We start from the raw sequence: 23,478 nt of genomic DNA on the forward strand, positions 1-23,478 counted from the left end.
GAATTGTTCCACGCTTTCTGTATAGATTGGAGTGGTATTCATGAATCCGTTTGTTAAAATCCGACGTGATCTTCATCAAATTCCTGAACTTGGGTTTCAGGAATACAAAACTCAAGCATATTTATTAGCTTACATACATTCATTACCCCAAGAACGGGTTGCCATAAAAAAATGGAAAACTGGCCTCTTTGTCAAGGTTTCAGGGGTGAACCCGAAAAAAACAATTGGTTATAGGACCGACATTGATGGACTTCCCATTACTGAGGAAACGGGCCTTCCATTCTCTTCACAGCACAGCGAGCAAATGCATGCTTGTGGACATGATTTTCACATGAGTATTGCACTTGGAGTGTTGACCTTTTTTGTAGAGAACCCAATTGAAGACGATTTATTATTTATTTTTCAGCCTGCTGAGGAAGGTCCTGGCGGTGCCGAACCGATGTTAAGGTCTGAGGAAATGCAGGAATGGATGCCAGATATGATTCTCGCGCTTCATATTGCACCTGAATATCCAGTCGGAACCATCGCTGTGAAAGAAGGACTATTATTCGCAAATACATCTGAACTGTTTATTGATTTGAAGGGAAAGGGAGGTCATGCTGCCTACCCGCATCAAACCAATGATATGGTTATTGCAGCTTGTCAGCTTGTCAATCAACTGCAAACCATTGTTTCCCGAAATGTTAACCCATTAGACAGTGCGGTCATAACAATTGGAAAAATCACCGGAGGAACTGTTCAAAACATTATTGCCGAGAAAGCAAGGTTAGAGGGGACAATCCGAACGTTGTCACCGGAATCGATGAAAAAGGTTAAGCATCGGATTGAAGCGATTGTAAAAGGAATTGAAGCCGGTTTTGAATGTGAGGCGGTAATTGACTACGGCTCTATGTACCATCAGGTGTATAATAACGAGGAAATGACCAGGGAATTCATAAATTTTATAAAAGAGGATGATGCAGTTCAATTGGTAGAATGTAAAGAAGCCATGACTGGAGAAGATTTTGGATACATGCTGAAAGAAATTCCTGGATTTATGTTTTGGCTCGGTGTCGATTCCCCCTACGGATTGCATCATGCCAAATTAACACCAAGTGAAGCGGCAATCGATGTTGCGGTAAGAGTGATTACAAAATATATTGCCTTAAAGGGTAATAATTCATAAAGCATGCTTAGTTAGACCTAACCTTCGTGTTAGGTCTATTTCATTGGAAGGAAACGCTCACGTTAGTGGGGACGGTTGAGTTTAAATGGTCAAGCAACTTAAGATGAGTTAGTTGGTGAAATGCCGAACTTTGTTCATTTTTGGTCCATCAGTTGTCATCTTTGTAAAGAGGCTATGCTGCAGATTAATCAATTTCGGGCCAATACAAGGACAAATTGAATGTTGTCTCATCGTTTTAAACCAAGTGCATATTTTATTTTTTATCAGAAGGAAAAGATGTAACCATCCCCTTATAAAATCGTCAGTGTAATAAATGGACTATTTGATAGAAAAGGGGTGTCGTAAGTTATGAAAAAGGTCATGAAACTTTTCACCATTTTTATTATGACATTGACGGTTATCCTGTCTGGCTGCAGCTCAAACAATAGCAAAAGTGAAAGTGCGAAAATGAATGTGGAAAACATGGCAGAAATGGACTCAGCAGGTGCGGAGAGTGTAGAGAAACCAACTTTATCTGCTAATGATAATTCTACCGCAAATAAGACTGCCGAAACGGGCAGCCTCAAGGTTCAAAATAAAATGGTTATCTATCAGGCGGACCTCGAGCTCCGAGTAAGGAAATTTGACTTGACTGTCCGGTCTTTTGAAGAAAAAGCAGCCCAATATGGAGGTTATATTGCCGAGTCGAATGTTACGAGAGCCGGAAAAGAACAAATTAGCGGACACATGATGATAAGAATTCCGCAAAAACATTTTCAAGATTTTTTACACGATGCAGAAGGGCAAGCAGTTGAAGTCCTACAGCGAAATATTGCTGGGCAGGATGTAACCGAGGAATATGTTGATCTTGAATCAAGGCTAAAATCCAAACGGGTTGTGGAGGAGCGTCTGCTTTCTTTTATGAATGGGGCAGTTAAGACAGAAGAACTTTTAAAAATCTCTGCAGATTTAGCGGCTGTTCAAGAGGAAATCGAAACAATTGAAGGGAAGATGAAATATCTCGAAAATCAAACATCATTTTCTACTGTGAATATTACTCTCTACGAAAATAAAATAGTTGTTCCAGACCTTGAAAAGGATAAACTAAATACTTGGGAAAAAACGAAAAAACAGTTTATGAAGAGTACCAATATGCTGTTATCCTTCTTTTCGGGGGTGGTCGTTTTTATTCTTGGCAATCTACCGATAATAATACTATTCATCATCCTAGCGGCAGCTGGCATAGTTATTTATAAAAAAAGAAAGCTGCAGAGAAACCGTGATTAAATGCCTGATATCTTTATCTATATAAAAATTATGATGGATGTTAAAATAATACCAGTTAACTAATTGAATTTCCTGGGGGAATTATTTGTGAAGAAAAGTTTTGCTGTCATTGGTCTTGGACGATTTGGCGGCAGTATCTGCCGGACCTTAACAGATGATGGAATGGAAGTATTAGCAATTGACGTAAACGAGGAACGGGTCAATGAATTTTCAATGATAGCATCACATGCGGTTGTCGGTGACTCTACCGATGAAACTGTCTTAAAAAGTTTAGGAATTCGAAATTTTGACCATGTCATTGTCGCGATTGGCGATGATATTCAATCAAGTATTTTAACCACTTTAATTCTAAAAGAATTAGGGGTGAGCCGCGTAACCGCAAAAGCGCAGAATGATTATCACGAAAAAGTTTTAAGAAAAATCGGCGCAGACCATGTTGTGCATCCTGAAAGGGATATGGGGCGGAGAATCGCCCATAATATGACCTCCAGTAATGTTGTTGATTATCTTGAGTTATCGGATGAGCATAGCATCGTCGAAATCGTCGCAAACGGTAAAATCGGCGGACATACCATTATGGATTTGGATATACGGAAAAAATACGGTTTAAATATTGTGGCAATCAAAAGAGGAGAGGATATCATTGTATCTCCGCAAGCAGGAGAGATGATCAATGTTAATGACGTCTTGATCGTTATTGGCACTGACAATGATATAGACCGATTTGAACATAAGGTGATGTAAAAAGAGGCTGTCCCAAAAGTATCTTCCAGCTTAAGAAGTCCTTCTTGGCAAAGTAAATCGACAATTGAGAAGAAAGTCCGTTAATTTTTACGCTCTGTTGATTGGAGCGGAAGGGGCCAAGACTCCTGCGGGAGTACGGGGCTGGGGAGACCCCGCAGGCGCTTTAGCGCTGAGGAGGCTTCCCGGCACGCCCGCGAACCGCTCGCCCCTGGAGCGGAAATCAACAACCAAATTTAATAGAGCTATACATAAAAAAGGGGCTGCCCATAAAAGTTACCTTTGTCTGGAGAAAGTCTATCGAGAAGTATGATAAAAAGTTGGATGAGAAGTTCCATCAAATTCTTTTATCAATAGAAGAAGTGGCCAAAGAGGATGTACAGGTAGAAAAGAAAGGAACCGCTAGCGGTTCCTTTCTTATACTTCCATTATAATTGGTAAAATCATTGGTCTTCTTTTTGTTTTTTCATATAGGAATGGAGCCAGTGTATCGGTAATTTCGTTTTTAATCTCTGACCATTGGCTTGTTTTCCGCTCCATTATCTTGTTAAGATGCTTGGTAATTAAACTTTGTGCATCATTGATTAAGTCCCCTGACTCACGCATATAAACAAATCCGCGTGAAATTAAATCTGGACCGGAAGCAATTTTAAATTCCTTCATGTTGATGCTCACAACAACCACTACTAAGCCCTCTTCAGATAAAATTCTTCTGTCTCTTAAAACGATATTGCCGATATCACCCACACCGCTCCCATCAATATATACATTCCCTGATGGAATCTTTCCGGCAACCTGGGCAGTATTTTCTGATAATGCAAGGACTTCGCCGTTGTCCATAATGAAGCAATTTTCTTCTTGCACACCGCAATCGACAGCAAGTTTAGCATGCATTTTTTGCATCCTATATTCGCCATGAATTGGCATAAAGAATTTCGGCTTGATTAATCGAAGCATTAACTTTTGTTCTTCTTGTCCGCCATGACCAGATGTATGAATATTACTTAATTTACCATGGATTACCTCAGCGCCTGCTTTAAACAACATATTAATCGTTCTTGAGACACTAATAGTGTTTCCTGGAATAGGAGATGAGGAAAAGACCACAGTATCACCAGGAATAATTTGAATTTGTCTATGTGTGCCATTAGCAATCCTCGATAACGCTGCCATTGGCTCTCCTTGGCTTCCTGTGCAAAGGATGGTTACTTTATCAGCCGGCAGGCGATTAATCTGACCAGCATCAACGAAGGTATCTTTCGGTGCCCTAATATAACCTAAATCAAGACCAATATTGATCGCTGCTTCCATGCTCCGTCCAAATACAGCAATTTTGCGGCCGTAGGTAACGGCTGCTTCTGTTACCTGCTGAAGTCTATGAATATTGGAAGCAAAAGTGGCAAAAATGATTCGTCCGTCTACCTTGCGGAAAATATCATCAATGCTTTCTCCAACCCGGCGTTCCGACATAGTGAATTCAGGAATTTCACTATTGGTACTATCAGATAATAAACAAAGAACGCCTTCTTTGCCGATTTCCGCCATTTTTGTTAAATTTGCTGGTTCTCCGACCGGTGTGAAATCAAATTTAAAATCACCTGTGTGGACGATCTGACCCGGAGGCGTTTTTACAACAATACCATAGGAATCAGGGATACTATGGGTTGTCCTGAAAAAGGTAACCGATGTTTTCCGGAACTTAATCACATCTTCTTCTTTAATTTCGATTAATTTAGCATTCCGCAGCAGACCGTGCTCTTCCAGCTTATTTTTAATTAACCCAAGCGCCAGCTTCCCTCCATAAATCGGGATATTGACTTCGCGCAATAAATAAGGTATGCCGCCAATGTGGTCTTCGTGGCCGTGGGTGACGAATAAGCCCTTAATTTTGTCTTCATTTTTAACTAAATAACTGTAATCAGGAATGACATAATCTATTCCTAATAATTCATCCTCGGGAAATTTAATTCCAGCATCAATTAAGATAATTTCATCCTGGAATTGTACTCCGTACGTGTTTTTGCCAATTTCACCCAATCCCCCCAGGGCAAAAACAGCTGCTTGATCATTTTTAACAAATTTCATAAATTATCATATCTCCAATACTTTAAAGTTTTCGTTTTGCTGCTCATATTCTAAATAGGCTCCTGTTACCTTTTGAACATATTCCACATTAAATTTCCGTTCCGCAATTTTTGAAAGAACATCCCGTTTTGATTCACCTTCAATGAAAAGGGTTTTTGTGTTTTCTCTAACTGGGACTTCGTTAATGCTTTCTTGATAATAGACCTTAAATAACATTATTCTCGCTCCTTAATTCATCATGACTTTTTCTATTATATAAAACATTTTCATCTTTTTCATTATTTTCAGTGGAAAACTTAGTTTCATTATGAAATGTATGTAAAAATGCATGTTTTAATAGCTAATAAGAAATTCAACTTCGTCTCATGAACCGTCCTAACAGAATCGCCAATCGGCGAGTTTTTATTTAATTTACAATAACGAAGGAGCCCTTCGCAACTTTGAAGGGCTCGCAAGGATTATTATCCAGCACAAGCTCCTAGCCCCTCGAGGTCACAAACCAATCCGTCCAAAAGGTTAAAAAGCAACCTTTCGGCCTGCTTGTCTTGTGCTTGTCGGGGCTGACCAAGGCGCTTGTGCTTTTCTTGTTAGGCAATCGATTTTTTTCTGAGTAAATCTTTCCACTGTTTTAAAAGCTTCTTCCTTAGCTTCTTTAACATAGTGGATCATCTCCTTACTTCTTATTTTAAACAATCCTTGTCCAATGTAAAGGTGGTGATGGCAGATAATTGAAATTTTTTGGGAGAGCCTTTTTTTACTATTATTATATGGTGAAATGGGCTGGATTTTTCATGGATAAACTTGGAATAGGGAGGATGATGGCATAAAATAAAATAAAATAAAGGCTGTCCTTAAAACAGCCTCATCATCGTTCTATCGCGCTTGCCCCTTCAATTGGCTTTAAAGGGTCCTTTTTATCAATATGATCATAAAACATAATGCCATTTAAATGGTCAATTTCATGTTGAAAACAAATAGCAGGCAGACCTTTTAAGCGGATTTTAATTTCCTCGCCGGTTAGACTTGTGCCTTTTACAGTAACACGGGCATATCTCGGCACAAAGCCCGGAATCGATTCATCAACTGAAAGACAGCCTTCACCTGATTGTAAATAGGCCTTTTCAACAGAATGACTGATGATTTTGGGATTAAATAGAGCATAGCTGATAAGCTGTCCTTTGTCATCTGTGCAGTGAACAGCAATCATCCGTTTGGATACATTTATTTGCGGTGCTGCAAGTCCTATCCCAGGCCGCAGACCATATTTTTGTGCTATTTCAGGGTCCTGGCTGTTGATAACATATTCTAGAAGGCTCGAAAGAATCTGTTTATCCTCTTCGCTTGGCGGCATGGAAACTTCCGCAGCTGCCATCCTTAAAGTGGGATGTCCATCACGAATGATATCATCCATCGTTAGCATAAATCTTCACTCCTAAGTTTGAATATAATCATGTGTACTCATTAGTCTATCAAACATTATGGGATTTGTTAATGGTGAAGGTTCTTGACTTTTTGAATAATGTGGTATGTTATCAAATAAACAAAGTAAAGATATAGTATAGGGTGATAAGAAGGAAAGTAAGGTGCTTTAAGATGGGAAGAAAACGGTTTTTTCTGTTTATTTTCGCACTTATTTTGATATTATCGGGCTGCACAAATGAAAAAGATCCCACGAAGGAAATGTATGATGTCCTAGAAAAGGTAGTTGCAAAAGAGAAAGGGTTTGAAGAACAACAAGAACCACTCGTTTCTCTGGAAAAGAAGGAAAAAGACCTTTATGACCAAATCATAAAACTTGGGATGAAGGAATATGAGCAAATTGTTAAGCTATCCGATAAGGCATTAGAGTCAGCGGATAAAAGAAAAGAGCTTTTAGAAAAGGAAACAAACAGCTTAAAAGACTCTGAAAAAGAATTTCAAAAGGTAAAAAAAATAAAAGATCAGATAAAAGACACGGAACAAAAAAAATTAGCAAATGAACTGTATGATATTATGATACAAAGATATAGGGCTCATGATGTCTTGTACAGTAATTATTCCGAGGCATTAATAAATGATAAAGAATTGTATGAAATGTTTAAAAACAAAGAGCTCCCGCTAGATGCTCTGGAAGCTCAAGTTATAAAAGTAAATGAGACGTATAAAAAGGTTCTTGCCGCAAACGAAAGTTTTAACAAGTTAACGGAAGAATACAATGCGACAAAGCTTTCTTTCTATAAACAGGCAGGAATAAAACCATCTAATAAATGACACTAAAAAGTCAGCCTAAAAACAAGGCTGGCTTTTTCTATATTATAACAACTCCAGAAAACCGGTGTTTTTTATATAACAGATGCAGGTTGTGAATTAATACAGGTTATCCTAATGGAAGAAGGATAACTAATATGGATGTGTTGAAAAATTATGATGTAAAGGATTTGACGCTTCAGATTGGATGGTGTAAACTCGGTTATGGAATGAGATATTGTATTAATAATTTCAATTGGAAATATTAATACAGATATATGCAGAGTTAGGTTTATGATTTTTTCTGAAAAAATTTGGAATACCCCATTTTCCTGCTTTTTTGGGTAACCTAACGTAGTGGATTTTATTTTTAATAATAAGTATTTAAATAACGAAAGGAAGATGTGACCACGATGGCTTCTAAAACTAAAAATATGCCGTTGGATGCAGTTAAGTCACTCCAAGCAGCAGAAGAACAGTTTAAAACATTCCAAATCTTAAATGAAGAAGGGGAAGTTGTTAATGAAGGCGGAATGCCAGAATTAACAGACGAACAGCTTCAGGAACTTATGCGTCGGATGGTGTACACAAGAATTTTAGACCAGAGATCCATTTCCCTAAATCGCCAGGGCCGTTTGGGTTTCTATGCACCAACAGCAGGACAAGAAGCATCCCAGTTGGCATCACAATTTGCGTTAGAGAAAGAAGATTTTATTTTACCTGGCTATCGGGATGTTCCTCAGTTAATTTGGCACGGACTGCCACTTTACCAAGCATTCCTGTTTTCACGCGGACATTTTCATGGTAACCAAATTCCTGAGGGCGTTAATGTTTTATCTCCACAAATTATTATTGGTGCCCAATACGTGCAGACAGCAGGTGTGGCATTAGGACTTAAAAAGAGCGGCACGAAGGCTGTTGCGATTACCTATACAGGTGATGGAGGCGCGTCCCAAGGAGACTTCTATGAAGGAATTAACTTTGCAGGTGCATTCAAGGCGCCAGCTATTTTCATAGTTCAAAACAACCGATTTGCGATTTCCACTCCAGTTGAAAAGCAATCTGCAGCTAAAACAATTGCTCAGAAAGCGATGGCGGCTGGAATCCCTGGTATCCAAGTCGATGGAATGGACCCGCTTGCTGTATATGCTGCCGTAAAAGATGCTCGTGATCGTGCAATCAACGGCGAAGGGCCTACCTTAATTGAAACATTAACCTATCGTTATGGACCACATACGATGGCTGGTGACGATCCAACACGTTACCGTACTGCTGATCTTGATAATGAATGGGAAAAGAAAGACCCGCTTGTCCGTTTCCGTAAATTCCTTGAAAAGAAAGGATTATGGAGTGAAGAAAAAGAAAATGAAGTAATTGAACAAGCAAAAGAAGATATTAAAGAGGCAATTAAAAAGGCGGATTCGACTCCTAAACAAAAGGTTACCGATTTAATATCCATTATGTTTGAGGAAATGCCGGTTAATTTAAAAGAACAAAATGAAATTTATCAAGCAAAGGAGTCGAAGTAAGTCATGGCTCAAATGACAATGATTCAAGCAATTACTGATGCACTTCGTACAGAGTTGAAAAATGACCCTCAAACTTTAGTGTTCGGAGAAGACGTCGGTGTCAACGGCGGTGTATTCCGTGCTACTGAAGGCCTTCAGAAAGAATTCGGCGAGGAACGTGTATTTGACACTCCGCTTGCTGAATCAGGAATCGGCGGGTTATCAATTGGTCTAGCAATGACAGGGTTCCGCCCTATCCCCGAGATTCAATTCTTTGGCTTTGTATTCGAGGTAATGGATTCTATTGCTGGACAAATGTCCCGTATGCGCTACCGTTCAGGCGGGCGTTATCATATGCCGATTACTGTACGTTCTCCATTTGGCGGCGGCGTACACACTCCAGAGCTTCACTCTGACAGTTTAGAAGGCTTGATGGCACAAACTCCAGGGTTAAAAGTCGTTGTTCCTTCTACTCCATATGATGCAAAGGGATTATTGCTCTCAGCAATCCGTGATAATGACCCTGTCATTTTCCTTGAACATTTAAAGCTTTATCGTGCGTTCCGTCAAGAGGTGCCAGAGGAAGAGTATACCATCCCGCTTGGTAAAGCTGATGTAAAACGAGAAGGTACTGATTTATCTATTATTACTTATGGTGCAATGGTGCATGAATCTTTAAAAGCGGCAGATGAGTTAGCGAAGGAAGGACATTCTGTTGAAGTAGTCGATTTGCGTACAATCAGCCCTCTTGATATCGACACGATTATTGCATCAGTTGAAAAAACAGGCCGTGCGATTGTCGTTCAAGAAGCACAAAAAATGGCCGGTGTTGCTGCCAATGTAGTGGCTGAAATCAATGATCGCGCAATTTTAAGCCTGGAAGCACCAGTACTGCGCGTGGCTGCGCCGGATACTATTTATCCTTTCTCACAAGCCGAGTCTGTTTGGCTTCCAAATTACAAAGATGTAATTGAAACAGCTAAAAAAGTATTAACATTTTAATGAAAAGGGAAATAGGGCTTAACTGTTTCCCTATTGTCCTTGAACTAAAAGCAAACCATAAGCGAAATAGGAGGATGAATACCAGTGTCATTTCAATTTAAAATGCCTGACATCGGTGAAGGTATTCACGAAGGGGAAATTGTTAAATGGTTTATCAAACCTGGGGATCAGGTAAAAGAAGATGACGTCCTTTGTGAAATCCAAAACGATAAAGCTGTAGTTGAAATTCCTTCCCCTGTTGAAGGAACAGTAATTGAAGTATTAGTTGGTGAAGGAACGGTAGCAACTGTAGGACAAGTTCTTGTGACTTTTGATGCACCGGGATACGAAGACTTACAATTTAAAGGAGACCATGCAGAAGAACAGCCGCAGCCAGAGGTACAAGCAGCTCCTCAGCCGGCACCTTCTTCAGATACGAAACCTGCAGAAGCGCCAGCTCAGCCTGTACAGCCTCAAGAAGCTGCATCGGCACAACCCCAGGCTGATGTGGATCCTAATAGACGCATTATTGCCATGCCATCTGTTCGTAAATATGCACGTGATAAAGGTGTAGAAATCACTTTAGTGGCTGGATCTGGGAAAAATGGCCGGATTCTAAAAGCAGATATTGATGCATTCATAAACGGCGGTGCACAACAAGCAGCAGCACCTCAAGCAGCAGCACCTGCAGCTGAAGTTGCCGAAACGGCTGAAGCGCCTAAAACAGCAGCACAAATTCCGCAAGGGCAATATCCGGAAACTCGCGAGAAATTAAGCGGAATCCGTAAAGCTATTGCTAAGGCGATGGTCAATTCCAAACATACTGCTCCGCATGTCACATTAATGGATGAAGTGGATGTAACAAAGCTTGTTGCACACCGTAAAAAATTCAAGGAAGTTGCTGCCCAAAAAGGCATCAAGTTAACCTTCCTTCCATATGTAGTAAAAGCTTTAACAAGTGCATTGCGTGAATATCCTGTTTTAAATACATCAATTGACGATGCTGCGGGGGAAATTGTTCATAAGCACTACTTCAATATTGGTATTGCTGCTGATACTGAAAAAGGTCTATTGGTTCCAGTTGTTAAGGATGCAGACCGTAAATCCGTTTTCTCAATCTCACAAGAAATTAATGAATTGGCTGACAAGGCTAGAAACGGAAAGCTGGCTCCTGATGAAATGAAAGGCGGTTCATGCACAATCAGTAATATCGGTTCTGCTGGAGGACAATGGTTTACTCCAGTGATTAACCATCCTGAAGTGGCTATTTTAGGAATTGGCCGAATTGCCGAGAAACCAATTGTAAGGAATGGCGAAATCGTTGCAGCCCCTGTATTAGCCATCAGCTTAAGTTTCGACCATCGCATGATTGACGGTGCAACTGCTCAGAATGCACTAAATCATATCAAGCGATTATTGAACGACCCAGAACTATTGTTAATGGAGGCGTAAAAAAAATGGTAGTTGGAGATTTCCCAATTGAAACAGAAACTATAGTCATCGGCTCTGGTCCTGGTGGATATGTGGCAGCTATCCGTGCGGCCCAATTAGGACAAAAAGTAACAATTGTAGAAAAGGAATATGTAGGCGGAGTATGTTTAAATGTCGGCTGTATTCCTTCGAAGGCTTTAATCGCTGCAGGTCATCGTTACGAAACTGCCCTTCATTCCGAGGGATTCGGAATTACAGCTGAAAATGTAAAAGTTGACTTCTCGAAAGTTCAAGAATTTAAAGCTGGTATCGTAAAAAAATTAACCGGCGGTGTTGAAGGCTTATTAAAAGGGAATAAAGTGAACATTGTACGCGGAGAGGCATACTTTGTGGATGCTAATACGCTTCGTGTAATCAATGAAGATTCTGCTCAGACTTATACATTTAATAATGCTATTATTGCAACTGGTTCCCGTCCTATTGAACTGCCTGCATTTAAATATTCAAAGCGTGTTTTAAATTCGACTGGTGCCCTTAATCTAAACGAAATTCCTGAGAAAATTGTCGTGATTGGCGGCGGTGTTATCGGGATTGAACTTGGCGGCGCTTATGCAAACTTTGGCAGTCAGGTGACGATTTTGGAAGGTGCCGAGGAAATTTTAGGCATGGGCGTTTTTGATAAGCAAATGGCGTCCTTGGTTAAGCGCAACATGAAGAAAAAAGGTGCCGAGTTTTATACGAAAGCCTTGGCTAAAGGTGTGGAAGAGACAGAAAATGGCGTTGTGGTAACCTTTGAAACAAAAGGTGAAGAAAAGAAAATCGAAGCGGATTACGTTTTTGTCATGGTTGGACGTCGGCCGAATACCGATGAAATGGGTCTTGAACAAGCTGGTGTGAAATTATCAGATCGCGGATTGATTGAAATCGACAAACAATGTCGAACTAATATTAGTAATATTTACGCTATCGGTGATGTCGTGGCAGGTCCTCAATTAGCCCACAAGGCATCATATGAGGCTAAAATTGCGGCAGAGGCAATTGCGGGACATCCTTCTGAAATTGATTATTTAGGAATTCCAGCCGTTGTCTTCTCTGAGCCTGAGTTGGCTGCAGTCGGATATACTGAAGCGGAGGCGAAGGAAGAAGGAATTGAAGTAACGGTTGCTAAGTTCCCATTTGCAGCAAATGGCCGTGCTTTATCGCTTGACTCTAGTGATGGTTTCTTACGATTAGTTACTCGGAAAGAGGACGGCCTTGTAATCGGAGCACAAATTGCCGGTGCAAACGCTTCTGATATGATCGCTGAGCTTGGCCTTGCAATTGAAGCAGGAATGACTGCCGAAGATTTGGCCATGACCATCCATGCTCACCCAACCCTCGGTGAAATCACTATGGAAGCAGCAGAAGTAGCTCTAGGAAGTCCGATTCACATCCTTAAATAATAAAAAAGTCCCTTTCGTACATAAACACGAAAGGGACTTTTTTTTGGGGAAAATCAAATATCGCAGTTTGAATCGCAAAATTTTACAAATAATTTGCTGTACATATAATATAATTATTTTAATAAATGTAACTGCGTGGTGACAAAGATGAGGGTTTATATCGTCATGATGCTGCAATTTATTATTTGGAGTGGCTATACACTAATCGAATGGCTGTCAAAACATGATCAGCTTCTATTTAAAGTTATTATGTTTTTCGTCTTTTTTTATTTGGCTTTCATTATCGGCAACAAAATCACCAATTCCTTCCGCAAAACACTTTTTATTACCACATTAAGCCTAGTAGTCTATACATCCATCCATTACACCATGGCACGTTATATACATTAATAAAGATCTTTAAGGAACTTAGATTGTCAAAAAAGATTCGATAGCTTTTCAACAGGACATATAGTATGGAAAATCAAATCTTAAAAATTAGCATTTTAAATTTCGGTAAATTTATTTACCAAGAAAATTTAAAAAAGCTCCTTTGGGAGCTTCAGGCTGTCGAGAAACCCTCGACAGCCTCTATTTTTATTCGTATTCTTTAATAACTCACCGCGTTAATTTGTTATAATATTACTTACATAGACTTTTCAACATGTCTGTTGATTTGCGCTCCAGGCACTTCGCTTTCCGCGGGCGTGCCGGGGAGCCTCCTCGGCGCAAGCGCCTGTGGGGTCTCCCCCCGCCCCGTACTCCCGCAGGAGTCTTCGTGCCTTCCGCGCAAATCAACAGGTGTTAATCAAAAGACCTGTAACTCAACCAATAAATAATAAAATAAGTGGTGAAATCAATGTGACAACCACCTTCATCGCTTGATTGATAAATATATAGATTTTTCATTTCTTTTAGAAAAAGTTCGTCCATTTTATAGTGAGGATAACGGCCGCCCCTCTGATCCATTAATTCTTTTTAAAATGATGTTTATTGGATACCTATTTGGTATTCGATCTGAAAGACAACTAGAAAGAGAAATTAAAATGAACATTGCCTACCGTTGGTTTTTAGGTTTAAAATTCCACGATCCAGTTCCACATCATTCTACGATCAGTTGGAATCGCCAACATCGTTTCAAAGTTATCAATACGGAAATTGATACCGATATATTTCAGGAAATATTTGATGAGATTGTTCTGCAGGCAATGAATCATAAAATGGTTGGAGCACGAGTTTTATTTACGGATTCAACTCATTTAAAGGCAAACGCCAATAAACATAAGTTTACAAAGGAAGAGGTAGAAGTAGAAACTCGCGAATATATTGAGGATCTTAATAAAGCTATAGAAGAGGATAGAATTAATCATGGAAAAAAGCCGTTAAAGGAAAAAGAGGAAGTGAAAGAGACAAAAGAAATTCGAGTAAGCACAACAGATCCTGAATGTGGTTTTATGTCCCGTGAAAATAAGCAGGAAATGTTCTGTTATCTTGATCATCGGACTACAGACATGAAATTCAATGTCATTACTGATGTCTATGTCACTCCCGGTAATGTTCATGATTCCGTTCCTTACCTGAATCGATTGGACCGTCAGGTCCAACGGTTTGGTTTTATGGTTGAAGCTGTTGCTTTAGATTCAGGCTATCTCACTAATCCTATTTGTAAGGGACTTTCGGATCGTAATATATTTGGTGTTATTGCCCATAGAAGATTCCATCCTACTACCGGCTTATTCCCTAAATGGAAATTTACATATGACAAGAACGGGATCTTTGCATTTGTCCTAATAACCAAGAATTACCCTACAAGACAACAACCCGAGAGGGCTATAGAGATTACAAATCGGATTCAAAGAAATGTGAAAGCTGTCCGTTTTTATCCCAATGCACACGATCAAAAAATAAAGTGAAAGTTATCACCCGTCATGTATGGGAGGAGCACAAAGAGAAGGTAAGAATAAATCGATTATCTAAATCAGGAAAAGAGCTTTATAAATTTAGAAAGGAAAAAATTGAGCGAAGCTTCGCAGACTCAAAAGAGCTGCACGGGCTTCTCTACTGCCGTTTAAGGGGATAAAAAAAGCAAGTGAGCAGGCCCTTCTTACTGCAGCTTGCCAGAACATGAAAAAGATTGCAACACACTTATTCAGACTGGAAAAAGTGTGTTGCAATTCTTTAGGTTGATAATCTCCCTGTTGATTGGAGCGGAAGGTGCGCAGACTCCTGCGGGAGTACGGGACAGGGGAGACCCCGCAGGCGCGGAACGCGCTGAGGAGGCTCCCCGAACCGCCCGCGGAAAGCGAAGCATCTGGAGCGGAAATCAACAGGCCCATTAGCAGGAACAATTTTTCATAAAAATGAATTCCGGATTCTGATAAAATAAAAAATTGACGAGAAAAATATACTTTCTCGACAATCTGAAGCGCCTTTGGGAGCTTATTTTCTTGGGTAAAAGTACATAATTCTTTCGTTAAAGAGGTGAAGCTCACCTTGAAGCTTTTTTGCTAGGAATTTGCAAAATTCATTTGCTTTTCCTTTATCTCCGTATGTAGATTGTTCCGGCAGGGTTACCTGAATATATGTCTGCTCATATTCCCCGCCTTCTTCTGTTTTGACAACTTCTTTATCAACACCTATTAAAATGGCAAAGTAACGCTCATGGTCTGAATGTAAATAGAACCAGTTTTCTTTTCCATCATTCGGTTCTTTTATCTCATAAGGTAGTGCTGCATCCTCAAATTGCCAATTCAGCTGATCGCCTGTTTTGCTTGTTATGTCTTTATAGTAGTGAAATAAATCCTTTACTTCATCGATTGTAATCGTTTGCTTCGCTGATGAAGGCACGAGCTTTATATATGCATTTAAAGCCATCATTATCCCCCTTATATACCTGTAATATCACCTCTTTTATTCTAGCATTGAATAAAAAATAATGACAACTTAAATAGGAATATTTATAAACTTTTCCTTATTTGTTCAGTTCGAAGCAAAAATGTTTGTTATTGGGACATTTTTAACTTCTAATTAAAATTATTATTTTTTAAATGTGACATACAATTTAGGCTTGAAATTTTTAATATGATATATTATTATGGTTTCAAGGATAGTAAATCGCTTTCAATTTAGTGATAATTCCATAAAAAAGGGGACTAATAAGCATGGGTACAATTGTATGCCAAACTTGTAATTCAACAATTGATCACTTTGAAGATGAAAAAGTAACGGTTCTCTATTCAAAATGCGGCTGCTGCTGCGGCGAAAGCCATGGAGAAAAAGAAGCAAAATAAATATAATTACTTAAAAATAAACAGGATTCCATTCGGAATCCTGTATTTTTTATTTGCTATTGAATTGCCTTATATTCTTTAATAACCCGGATCGTTTTCAGTTCATCGTCCTCTGGTCCTTGGACAGGCAGTCCGGCCTCCAAGTTTTTCTTTATATAGTGGAGGTTTTCTTTTGTAATAATCTCACCAGGAATAAAAATTGGGATTCCTGGAGGGTATACCATAATGAATTCAGCAATTATTCTGCCTTCAGATTCCTCCAGAGCAACTATTTCCGTTTCAGAGTAAAACGCATCCCTCGGAGTTAAGGCAAGCAAAGGAATTTCTGGCAGGAGAACCTCAACAGGCTCAATCTTTTCAGAACGATGTTCAAACTCCTTAGAAAGCTCTTTTAGAGCGGTTACTAAAAGATCCCCCTCATTTTCCGTATCTCCTAATGTAATTATACAGAGGATATTGTATAGATCAGACATTTCCACTTCGATATTGTGTTTTTCCCGGAGCCATTTTTCTACTTCATAGCCCGTAAGCCCTAAATCTTTGACGGATATAATCAGTTTTGTCGGGTCATAATCAAATATGGCTTTGGAATCTAAAATTTCTTCACCAGGGCAATAAAGATGTTCAATTTCGTTCACTCTTTGACGGATGGACTGAGCAAGGCGAATTGTTTTATCAATTAATTCTCTTCCATTCATCACCAGTTGTTTCCTGGCAACATCCAGCGAAGCCAATAATAAATAAGAAGTGGAAGTTGTCGTTAGCATGCTGAGGATTGATTGAACATGTTTAACCGAAACAAGACCTTCTTTGACATTTAAAATGGAGCTTTGCGTCATCGAACCGCCAAGCTTATGAACGCTGGTTGCAGCCATATCCGCACCTGCCTGCATTGCTGATATTGGAAGGTCTTCATGGAAATGAATATGAACTCCGTGGGCCTCGTCTACAAGGACAGGAACTTCATAAGAGTGAGCAATTTCCACGATTCTTTTTAAGTCGGCGGAAACTCCAAAGTAAGTCGGGTTAATGACTAATACCCCTTTGGCATCAGAGTGTTGTGCAAGTGCTTTTTCTACTGATTCAGGTGTAATGCCATGGGAAATCCCCAGCTCCATGTCAATTTCCGGATGGATAAATACAGGAATTGCACCTGAAAAGACAATCGCCGACATGACTGATTTATGGACATTTCGAGGCACAATGATTTTATCTCCAGGGCCGCAAACAGCCATAACCATTGTCATAATGGCTCCGCTGGTGCCTTGTACGGAAAAGAAGGTATGGTCGGCACCAAAAGCTTCTGCTGCCAATTCCTGGGCCTGCTTGATCATTCCTTTAGGTGAATGCAGGTCATCAAGTGGTCCAATATTGATTAAGTCAATGGAAAGAGCATTCTCACCAATGAACTCTCTGAATTCCGGATCCATACCGGCTCCTTTTTTATGTCCAGGTATATGAAATTGAATTGGATTTCTATTGGCATGTGCTAATAAACCGCTAAAGAGCGGTGTTTGATTTTGGGACAATTTATACACACCTCTTATTAAAGATCTCTTATAAATAAAAATTCAAAAAAACAAATTGAATTATAGCATTAAATATGTGGTCTGCATAGGAATTCTGTAAATTTTTATCTGTATGGATTTATAAAATTTAGTTTCCCAAAAGAAAAGGAAATTTACCCGTTTGAAACGAAATAACAAATAACGACTAATTAAGGAGTGATTTTTCAAATGAATTGGCAGACACGAGTAACAGAAATATTAAATATCCGCTATCCAATTATTCAAGGCGGTCTTGCGTATTTAGCTTATTCAGATTTAGCCGCTGCTGTATCCAATAGCGGCGGACTTGGGCAAATAACGGCCATGTCATTGGCAAGTCCTGAGCTTCTTAGGGAAGAAATCAAGAAGGTTAGAGAGTTAACCGATAATCCTTTTGGAGTAAACTTTGCAATCGGACAAACCGGAAGGCCGTTTGCTGACTTTTTGCAGGTTGCTATCGACGAAGAGGTACCTGTTATTTCGATGACTGGCGGAAATCCAGCTCCTATCTTTGATCAATTAAAGGGTACATCCATTAAAAAGCTTGTCCTTGTTGCCGCCAGGAGGCAGGCAGTGAAAGCAGAGGAACTTGGCGCAGATGCTGTAATGGTGGTTGGGCAAGAAGGAGGAGGGCATCTCGGCCGTGATGATATAGGTACTATGGTGTTAATTCCTCAGGTTGTCGATTCAGTGTCAATACCTGTTATTGCTTCAGGTGGAATTGGTGATGGAAGAGGGCTGATGGCTGCACTCAGTTTAGGTGCTGAAGGAATTGAGATGGGTACACGATTTATTGCCACTAAGGAATGTGTTCATGCTAATGATGTGTATAAAAATGCATTGATTGAAGGCACTGAAACTGATACAGTGGTGATTAAGCGCTCGCTCGGTGCACCAGCAAGAGCAATTGCGAACACATGGACAGATAAAATTCTTGAAATTGAAAAGAATCATGGTGGTTATGAAGAGCTAAAGAATTTTATCAGTGGCAAAGCAAATCAAAGGTACATTTATAATGGAGAAGTTGATGAAGGTTTCGCTTGGGCGGGACAGGTAATGGGACTCATTAAAGACGTACCGTCTACTGCTGAGCTTTTTGATCGGATTATCCTTGAAGCTGAACAAATTCGCCGGAAGTGGAAAGAATAAAAAACAATACAAGAGAAAACAGCAGGTGATCACACATGGAATATCAGTATCCAATAGACTACAGATGGTCGACTCAGGAGATTGTCGATGTCATTCATTTCTTTGAAGCCATTGAAAAAGCGTATGAGTCTGGAATTGAACGAGATCAGCTGATGTCTTTTTACCGCAGATTTAAGGAAATTGTCCCAAGTAAAGCAGAGGAAAAGACCGTTTGTGGTGAATTTGAAGAAATCAGCGGATATTCATCCTATCGGGTCATTAAAAAAGCAAAAGAAGCTTCCCCTGGTGACCAGATTAAGATGAAATAAACAAAGGGGACAATTATTGTCTCCTTTGTTTATTTCAAATTACAAGCAATTTTATATAATGGTGCAACCGTTTGAAAAACATTTTCGATTTCATTTATCAAGCCTTCAGAGCCAAGCGCGATAGCAGCTTCTCTATCTATCGTATAGCCGCATAATAGTTCTGCTTTTTTTACTGTTCGCAAACGGTCGATTAGCCCCTTTAATTCTTCCTTAGACATTTCCCTGTGTGTGATAGTGTCTGGCTTCGTATGATCGGCAGACCAGGCATATTCTTTTGGTATTTCTTTATATATCTTATTCAACTTTTTTGACAGGCGCTCTGCGATTACTTCTTTTTGTGGTGCTTCGTAAATAACCGCAAACCAAATAAATAAATGGGTGTGCCACAAGCCAATTTGAAAATGAGGCAGCATTTTATAACCGCGCGGATTACCCGCAAAAGCCACCCAGGTATCCTTTGGAGGGTTAACTGTCCGCCTTGCATGTTTGGCAATATGAACAAACATTTCATCTCCTGTTAATACATTCAGGGCTGGGGCAAAATGATTGCCCAATTGCTCTAATTTTGGACGAATGGACGTTTTTAAGGCTTCCATTCTATTCTCTAATCCGTCGACTAAAAACACATTAAAATCTTTTTCGGTAAATCCTTTAAATTCCATCCTATACCTCCTGCAAGCATTTCCCCAAACATTGTAGCATAATGCCTTAACCGAGATAAAATGAATAGCATTCTGGGTTAAAGCACATATTTGTGCCAACATTTCAAACTGCCTCATATTATACAGTAAAAAATAATTCGAAATAACTCAATAAGGGAGGAGAAAAAGTGAAGCAGTTGATGAATACATCTCTTAAAAAAGTTGGCGAAAAGCAAAAAGCAGCAGTTCTAAGATTGGAAATGGACTATGAATTAGCAGTTTTATTTGAAGCGATTGAAGAAAAAGATGAGAAAAAAATCAAAGAATGCAAACAGAAGCTTGAAAGAATCCGTTTAGAATTAATGCGGCTAAAAGTTTTATAATATAAATTTGTATTAATAATTTAAGGGGATACAAAATAGAATGAAAAGAAAAGTTTTCATACTCTAAACGAACTCCAATGTGGACGGGGGAGTTCGTTTATTATTGTGTGGGAAAACGCTGGAAAAATAATAAAAGGCGGTTAAAAGTTGATGATTGGCTTATCTTTGATTAAGCTATAGATACATGAAATTCTTTCCGAATCTCATACTACATAAATCAAAAGCTCACAAGAAATAAAGATAAATTGGAGTGAAGAAGGATGAATTGGGAAAGTCTTTATTCCCAGGCGAAACAATGGGTAAACGAAGCAGGAGACCGTATTCGGCAATCCTTTAATCAGCGCTTAAGTATTCAAACCAAATCAAATGCCAATGATTTGGTAACAAATATTGATAAAGAAACAGAACAGTTTTTTATCAAAAAAATAAAAGAAGCTTACCCTCATCATAAAATCATGGGTGAAGAAGGTTTCGGAGATAAATTGGACAGCCTTGAAGGAATCGTCTGGATGATAGATCCAATTGATGGAACGATGAACTTTATTCATCAGCAAAGGAATTTTGCGATTTCTATCGGGGTCTATGAGGACGGTGTTGGCAGAATTGGATTAGTTTATGATGTCGTTCATGATGAATTGTACCATGCTTTTTCCGGCAAGGGTGCCTATCTGAATGAAACTCCCATTGCGAATTTAAGCGAGACTTCAGTGAATAAGTCTATTATTGCCTTGAACGCAACATGGGTAATGAAAAATCACCGAATAGATCATAATTTGTTAATCCCATTGGTTAGGGATGCAAGAGGGACAAGGTCCTATGGATCAGCGGCTTTAGAAATGGTATTTGTGGCTACTGGCAGAGTAGACGCTTATATCTCCATGCGTTTGTCTCCTTGGGATTATGCTGCAGGGGCCGTGATTATTGAGGAGCTTGGTGGAGTTGTCTCTAATTTAAGGGGAGAAAAGCTGGATTACCTTACACAGAACTCCCTTTTTGTCGCAAAGCCGGGTCTGCATCAAACAATTCTTCAAGAATATTTAAAGGGCGGAAAATGGTAAGAGGCTGACTTTATAAGGTCAGCCTCTTTTTTTGCTAATAAGAATGTATAAATTCAACTACGCCTCATGAACCGTCCTAATGGACTCGACAATCGGCGGGTTTTCATTTATAACGTACCGTTTTCACGCATTTTCTTTCTTGTTTTAAAACCAAGTCCCATGATAACGATAACAGCAATAATACACCCTATTATCCCTAGCAGGCTTTTTTCGGCTATCGCAATACCTATTCCCATAATGCATGCTGCAGCAAGGATTGCATAAATGAGGAACGGCCATTTCACATCTTTCATGATCTTTACTCCTTTAACAAAACTTTATTTTTCATTTTACAATAAAATACTTTTAGGTTTCCACTTCTATTATGGTATAATGTTTTAGTTGTAAATGAAACTATAAATAGATTTTACCCGAAAATAGTCAGGAGTGGAACTTCTTTGAAGAAAAGAGATAATATAAGAAATATTGCGATTATTGCGCACGTTGACCACGGAAAAACCACCTTGGTGGACCAGTTATTAAAACAGGCAGGAACGTTCCGTACAAATGAGCATGTTGAAGAACGTGCCATGGATTCCAATGATTTGGAAAGAGAACGCGGCATAACAATTCTTGCTAAAAATACTGCCATTGAATATAAAGATACACGAATCAATATCCTCGATACTCCAGGACACGCAGACTTTGGCGGGGAAGTAGAGCGAATCATGAGAATGGTCGATGGTGTTTTACTCGTGGTAGACGCCTATGAAGGCACTATGCCGCAAACAAGATTTGTGTTAAAAAAAGCGTTGGAACAAAATCTGACTCCAATCGTTGTAGTGAATAAAATCGACCGTGACTTTGCCAGGCCGGCTGAGGTTGTAGATGAAGTGCTTGACTTGTTCATCGAATTGGATGCAAACGAGGAACAATTGGAATTCCCTGTTATTTATGCATCAGCCATCAATGGTACAGCAAGTTTGGATCCTGATAAACAGGATGAAAACATGCAGTCATTGTACGAGTCAATTATTGAACACATTCCTACTCCAGTCGATAACAGAGAGGAACCACTGCAATTCCAAGTAGCCCTTCTGGATTATAACGATTATGTAGGAAGAATCGGTATTGGCCGTGTATTCCGCGGTACGATGAAAGTAGGACAGCAAGTTGCCTTAATGAAGCTTGATGGCTCAGTCAAACAGTTCAGAGTTACGAAAATTTTTGGCTTCTTTGGATTAAAGCGCGAGGAAGTTCAAGAAGCAGTTGCCGGTGACTTAGTGGCTGTTTCCGGTATGGAGGATATTAATGTCGGGGAAACTGTCTGTCCAGTCGAACATCAGGAAGCCCTGCCGGTGCTAAGGATTGATGAACCTACCCTGCAAATGACTTTTGCTGTCAATAACAGCCCATTTGCCGGCCGTGAAGGAAAATATTTAACATCCAGAAAGATTGAAGAAAGACTTCAAGCCCAATTGCAAACAGACGTCAGTTTACGTGTCGAAAATACAGACTCGCCAGATGCATGGATTGTTTCCGGACGCGGAGAACTTCACCTTTCCATCTTAATTGAAAACATGCGCCGTGAAGGATATGAGCTTCAAGTATCCAAACCGGAGGTTATAGTTAAGGAAATTGATGGAGTACGCTGTGAGCCGATCGAGAGGGTACAAATTGATGTTCCTGAGGAGCATACCGGTTCTGTCATGGAATCTCTTGGAGCCCGCAAAGGTGAAATGCTTGATATGATTAATAATGGAACAGGTCAGGTTCGGTTAATATTTAATGTTCCTGCCCGCGGCTTAATTGGCTACACAACAGAATTTTTGACGCTGACCAGAGGGTACGGAATCATCAATCATACATTTGACAGCTACCAGCCAATGGCTACGGGGCAGGTTGGCGGAAGAAGACAAGGTGTTCTTGTCTCAATGGAGTCGGGTAAAGCATCCACTTATGGCATAATGCAAGTGGAAGACCGCGGAACCATTTTTGTTGAGCCGGGAACGGAAATTTACGAAGGTATGATCGTAGGCGAACATACTCGAGAAAATGACTTGACAGTTAATATTACGAAGGTTAAGCAGGCAACAAACGTTCGTTCTGCTAATAAAGATCAGACTTCTGTTATTAAAAAACCTCGTCTCTTGACATTGGAGGAATCTTTGGAGTATTTAAATGACGATGAATTTTGTGAAGTGACTCCACAATCAATTCGTCTTCGTAAGAAAATTCTTGATAAAAACGAACGGGAACGTTTGGCTAAAAAGAAAAAATATGCTGAAATGAGTTAATA

23 protein-coding genes and 2 pseudogenes are annotated in these 23,478 nt (G+C 39.6%); 17 read left to right on the forward strand and 8 right to left on the reverse strand.

Translation table 11 applies throughout. The annotated features are described in order from the left end of the window. The first annotated feature begins 40 nt into the window (after positions 1–40). The 4 genes and pseudogenes from ACZ5AE_RS08930 to ACZ5AE_RS08945 all read left to right on the forward strand — a co-directional run bounded on the left by ACZ5AE_RS08930 (position 41) and on the right by ACZ5AE_RS08945 (position 3,175). Positions 41–1,165, forward strand: coding sequence for an N-acetyldiaminopimelate deacetylase (locus ACZ5AE_RS08930; RefSeq protein ID WP_464571455.1), 1,125 nt, complete (start codon positions 41–43; stop codon positions 1,163–1,165). A gap of 102 nt (positions 1,166–1,267) precedes the next feature. Beyond that, positions 1,268–1,395, forward strand: a pseudogene (locus tag ACZ5AE_RS08935) (TlpA family protein disulfide reductase); the annotation flags it as partial. 118 nt (positions 1,396–1,513) lie between these two features. Beyond that, positions 1,514–2,431: a DUF4349 domain-containing protein gene (locus tag ACZ5AE_RS08940; RefSeq protein ID WP_464571457.1), complete on the forward strand. Its 918-nt coding sequence runs from the start codon at positions 1,514–1,516 to the stop codon at positions 2,429–2,431. 87 nt (positions 2,432–2,518) lie between these two features. Continuing rightward, on the forward strand, positions 2,519–3,175 hold the full coding sequence (locus tag ACZ5AE_RS08945; RefSeq protein WP_464571459.1) for a potassium channel family protein: 657 nt from the start codon (positions 2,519–2,521) through the stop codon (positions 3,173–3,175). Positions 3,176–3,589: 414 nt separating this feature from the next. Here the strand turns inward: ACZ5AE_RS08945 and rnjA are convergent, their stop codons facing one another. The 4 genes from rnjA to def all read right to left on the reverse strand — a co-directional run bounded on the left by rnjA (position 3,590) and on the right by def (position 6,677). Further along, positions 3,590–5,257, reverse strand: a complete 1,668-nt coding sequence (gene rnjA, locus ACZ5AE_RS08950) for a ribonuclease J1 (RefSeq protein WP_464571461.1) — start codon at positions 5,255–5,257, stop codon at positions 3,590–3,592. A gap of 6 nt (positions 5,258–5,263) precedes the next feature. Beyond that, positions 5,264–5,473: a DNA-dependent RNA polymerase subunit epsilon gene (locus tag ACZ5AE_RS08955; RefSeq protein ID WP_464571463.1), complete on the reverse strand. Its 210-nt coding sequence runs from the start codon at positions 5,471–5,473 to the stop codon at positions 5,264–5,266. Positions 5,474–5,773: 300 nt separating this feature from the next. Then, positions 5,774–5,926, reverse strand: coding sequence for a hypothetical protein (locus tag ACZ5AE_RS08960; protein WP_464571465.1), 153 nt, complete (start codon positions 5,924–5,926; stop codon positions 5,774–5,776). A 196-nt stretch (positions 5,927–6,122) separates the two neighbouring features. Further along, positions 6,123–6,677 (reverse strand): peptide deformylase, encoded by a 555-nt coding sequence (gene def, locus ACZ5AE_RS08965; RefSeq protein WP_464571467.1) that lies wholly within the window; start codon positions 6,675–6,677, stop codon positions 6,123–6,125. Positions 6,678–6,850: 173 nt separating this feature from the next. Between def and ACZ5AE_RS08970 the strand changes: the two genes are divergently transcribed. The 7 genes and pseudogenes from ACZ5AE_RS08970 to ACZ5AE_RS09000 all read left to right on the forward strand — a co-directional run. Next, on the forward strand, positions 6,851–7,507 hold the full coding sequence (locus ACZ5AE_RS08970) for a YkyA family protein (RefSeq protein WP_464571469.1): 657 nt from the start codon (positions 6,851–6,853) through the stop codon (positions 7,505–7,507). A gap of 389 nt (positions 7,508–7,896) precedes the next feature. Further along, positions 7,897–9,012 (forward strand): pyruvate dehydrogenase (acetyl-transferring) E1 component subunit alpha, encoded by a 1,116-nt coding sequence (gene pdhA, locus ACZ5AE_RS08975; RefSeq protein WP_464571471.1) that lies wholly within the window; start codon positions 7,897–7,899, stop codon positions 9,010–9,012. Between the two features lie 3 nt (positions 9,013–9,015). Next, positions 9,016–9,993, forward strand: coding sequence for an alpha-ketoacid dehydrogenase subunit beta (locus tag ACZ5AE_RS08980; protein ID WP_464571473.1), 978 nt, complete (start codon positions 9,016–9,018; stop codon positions 9,991–9,993). A gap of 84 nt (positions 9,994–10,077) precedes the next feature. Then, positions 10,078–11,424, forward strand: coding sequence for a dihydrolipoamide acetyltransferase family protein (locus tag ACZ5AE_RS08985; protein WP_464571475.1), 1,347 nt, complete (start codon positions 10,078–10,080; stop codon positions 11,422–11,424). Positions 11,425–11,429: 5 nt separating this feature from the next. Beyond that, the gene (gene lpdA / locus ACZ5AE_RS08990; protein WP_464571477.1) at positions 11,430–12,845 is read left to right on the forward strand and encodes a dihydrolipoyl dehydrogenase; all 1,416 of its coding nucleotides are present in this window, start codon (positions 11,430–11,432) and stop codon (positions 12,843–12,845) included. 147 nt (positions 12,846–12,992) lie between these two features. Then, a complete protein-coding gene (locus ACZ5AE_RS08995; protein WP_213116480.1) occupies positions 12,993–13,235 on the forward strand; it encodes a hypothetical protein in 243 nt (80 codons plus the stop codon). A 455-nt stretch (positions 13,236–13,690) separates the two neighbouring features. Then, positions 13,691–15,011: pseudogene (locus ACZ5AE_RS09000) on the forward strand (IS1182 family transposase); the annotation flags it as partial. A 252-nt stretch (positions 15,012–15,263) separates the two neighbouring features. Here ACZ5AE_RS09000 and ACZ5AE_RS09005 read toward each other — a convergent pair. Beyond that, positions 15,264–15,698, reverse strand: a complete 435-nt coding sequence (locus ACZ5AE_RS09005) for a DUF1885 family protein (protein ID WP_464573580.1) — start codon at positions 15,696–15,698, stop codon at positions 15,264–15,266. Positions 15,699–15,985: 287 nt separating this feature from the next. On the opposite strand from ACZ5AE_RS09005, the gene ACZ5AE_RS09010 reads away from it, so the two are divergent. Continuing rightward, the gene (locus ACZ5AE_RS09010; protein ID WP_464571480.1) at positions 15,986–16,114 is read left to right on the forward strand and encodes a GapA-binding peptide SR1P; all 129 of its coding nucleotides are present in this window, start codon (positions 15,986–15,988) and stop codon (positions 16,112–16,114) included. A 56-nt stretch (positions 16,115–16,170) separates the two neighbouring features. On the opposite strand, the gene ACZ5AE_RS09015 is transcribed toward ACZ5AE_RS09010, so the two are convergent. Then, positions 16,171–17,643: an aminotransferase class I/II-fold pyridoxal phosphate-dependent enzyme gene (locus ACZ5AE_RS09015; RefSeq protein ID WP_464571482.1), complete on the reverse strand. Its 1,473-nt coding sequence runs from the start codon at positions 17,641–17,643 to the stop codon at positions 16,171–16,173. A 207-nt stretch (positions 17,644–17,850) separates the two neighbouring features. Between ACZ5AE_RS09015 and ACZ5AE_RS09020 the strand changes: the two genes are divergently transcribed. After that, on the forward strand, positions 17,851–18,810 hold the full coding sequence (locus tag ACZ5AE_RS09020; RefSeq protein ID WP_464571484.1) for an NAD(P)H-dependent flavin oxidoreductase: 960 nt from the start codon (positions 17,851–17,853) through the stop codon (positions 18,808–18,810). A 35-nt stretch (positions 18,811–18,845) separates the two neighbouring features. Continuing rightward, entirely contained in the window at positions 18,846–19,118 is a 273-nt protein-coding gene (locus ACZ5AE_RS09025; RefSeq protein WP_464571486.1) for a UPF0223 family protein, read from the forward strand. Between the two features lie 29 nt (positions 19,119–19,147). Here ACZ5AE_RS09025 and ACZ5AE_RS09030 read toward each other — a convergent pair whose 3' ends face one another. After that, positions 19,148–19,780, reverse strand: coding sequence for a YktB family protein (locus ACZ5AE_RS09030; RefSeq protein WP_464571488.1), 633 nt, complete (start codon positions 19,778–19,780; stop codon positions 19,148–19,150). A gap of 167 nt (positions 19,781–19,947) precedes the next feature. On the opposite strand from ACZ5AE_RS09030, the gene ACZ5AE_RS09035 reads away from it, so the two are divergent. Together ACZ5AE_RS09035 and ACZ5AE_RS09040 are read left to right on the forward strand one after the other, a co-directional pair. Beyond that, positions 19,948–20,142, forward strand: coding sequence for a hypothetical protein (locus tag ACZ5AE_RS09035; RefSeq protein ID WP_464571490.1), 195 nt, complete (start codon positions 19,948–19,950; stop codon positions 20,140–20,142). Positions 20,143–20,402: 260 nt separating this feature from the next. Next, positions 20,403–21,200, forward strand: coding sequence for an inositol monophosphatase family protein (locus ACZ5AE_RS09040; protein ID WP_464571492.1), 798 nt, complete (start codon positions 20,403–20,405; stop codon positions 21,198–21,200). A gap of 107 nt (positions 21,201–21,307) precedes the next feature. Here the strand turns inward: ACZ5AE_RS09040 and ACZ5AE_RS09045 are convergent, their stop codons facing one another. After that, positions 21,308–21,493, reverse strand: a complete 186-nt coding sequence (locus ACZ5AE_RS09045; RefSeq protein ID WP_464571494.1) for a YlaF family protein — start codon at positions 21,491–21,493, stop codon at positions 21,308–21,310. 144 nt (positions 21,494–21,637) lie between these two features. Here ACZ5AE_RS09045 and typA point away from each other — a divergent pair, with 144 nt between their 5' ends. Beyond that, complete coding sequence (typA, locus tag ACZ5AE_RS09050) at positions 21,638–23,476, forward strand: translational GTPase TypA (RefSeq protein WP_464571496.1); 1,839 nt, start codon at positions 21,638–21,640, stop codon at positions 23,474–23,476. Positions 23,477–23,478: the final 2 nt, after the last annotated feature.

Source organism: Neobacillus sp. S1227 (assembly GCF_055385255.1).

What these genes read in the sequence shown, in the direction of transcription:
- ACZ5AE_RS08930 (WP_464571455.1), top strand. Translation starts at nt 41, where the DNA reads ATGAATCCGTTTGTTAAAATCCGACGTGATCTTCATCAAATTCCTGAA.
- ACZ5AE_RS08940 (WP_464571457.1), top strand. Translation starts at nt 1,514, where the DNA reads ATGAAAAAGGTCATGAAACTTTTCACCATTTTTATTATGACATTGACG.
- rnjA (WP_464571461.1), bottom strand. Translation starts at nt 5,257, where the DNA reads ATGAAATTTGTTAAAAATGATCAAGCAGCTGTTTTTGCCCTGGGGGGA.
- ACZ5AE_RS08955 (WP_464571463.1), bottom strand. Translation starts at nt 5,473, where the DNA reads ATGTTATTTAAGGTCTATTATCAAGAAAGCATTAACGAAGTCCCAGTT.
- ACZ5AE_RS08960 (WP_464571465.1), bottom strand. Translation starts at nt 5,926, where the DNA reads ATGATCCACTATGTTAAAGAAGCTAAGGAAGAAGCTTTTAAAACAGTG.
- def (WP_464571467.1), bottom strand. Translation starts at nt 6,677, where the DNA reads ATGCTAACGATGGATGATATCATTCGTGATGGACATCCCACTTTAAGG.
- ACZ5AE_RS08970 (WP_464571469.1), top strand. Translation starts at nt 6,851, where the DNA reads ATGGGAAGAAAACGGTTTTTTCTGTTTATTTTCGCACTTATTTTGATA.
- pdhA (WP_464571471.1), top strand. Translation starts at nt 7,897, where the DNA reads ATGGCTTCTAAAACTAAAAATATGCCGTTGGATGCAGTTAAGTCACTC.
- ACZ5AE_RS08980 (WP_464571473.1), top strand. Translation starts at nt 9,016, where the DNA reads ATGGCTCAAATGACAATGATTCAAGCAATTACTGATGCACTTCGTACA.
- lpdA (WP_464571477.1), top strand. Translation starts at nt 11,430, where the DNA reads ATGGTAGTTGGAGATTTCCCAATTGAAACAGAAACTATAGTCATCGGC.
- ACZ5AE_RS08995 (WP_213116480.1), top strand. Translation starts at nt 12,993, where the DNA reads ATGAGGGTTTATATCGTCATGATGCTGCAATTTATTATTTGGAGTGGC.
- ACZ5AE_RS09005 (WP_464573580.1), bottom strand. Translation starts at nt 15,698, where the DNA reads ATGGCTTTAAATGCATATATAAAGCTCGTGCCTTCATCAGCGAAGCAA.
- ACZ5AE_RS09010 (WP_464571480.1), top strand. Translation starts at nt 15,986, where the DNA reads ATGGGTACAATTGTATGCCAAACTTGTAATTCAACAATTGATCACTTT.
- ACZ5AE_RS09020 (WP_464571484.1), top strand. Translation starts at nt 17,851, where the DNA reads ATGAATTGGCAGACACGAGTAACAGAAATATTAAATATCCGCTATCCA.
- ACZ5AE_RS09025 (WP_464571486.1), top strand. Translation starts at nt 18,846, where the DNA reads ATGGAATATCAGTATCCAATAGACTACAGATGGTCGACTCAGGAGATT.
- ACZ5AE_RS09030 (WP_464571488.1), bottom strand. Translation starts at nt 19,780, where the DNA reads ATGGAATTTAAAGGATTTACCGAAAAAGATTTTAATGTGTTTTTAGTC.
- ACZ5AE_RS09040 (WP_464571492.1), top strand. Translation starts at nt 20,403, where the DNA reads ATGAATTGGGAAAGTCTTTATTCCCAGGCGAAACAATGGGTAAACGAA.
- ACZ5AE_RS09045 (WP_464571494.1), bottom strand. Translation starts at nt 21,493, where the DNA reads ATGAAAGATGTGAAATGGCCGTTCCTCATTTATGCAATCCTTGCTGCA.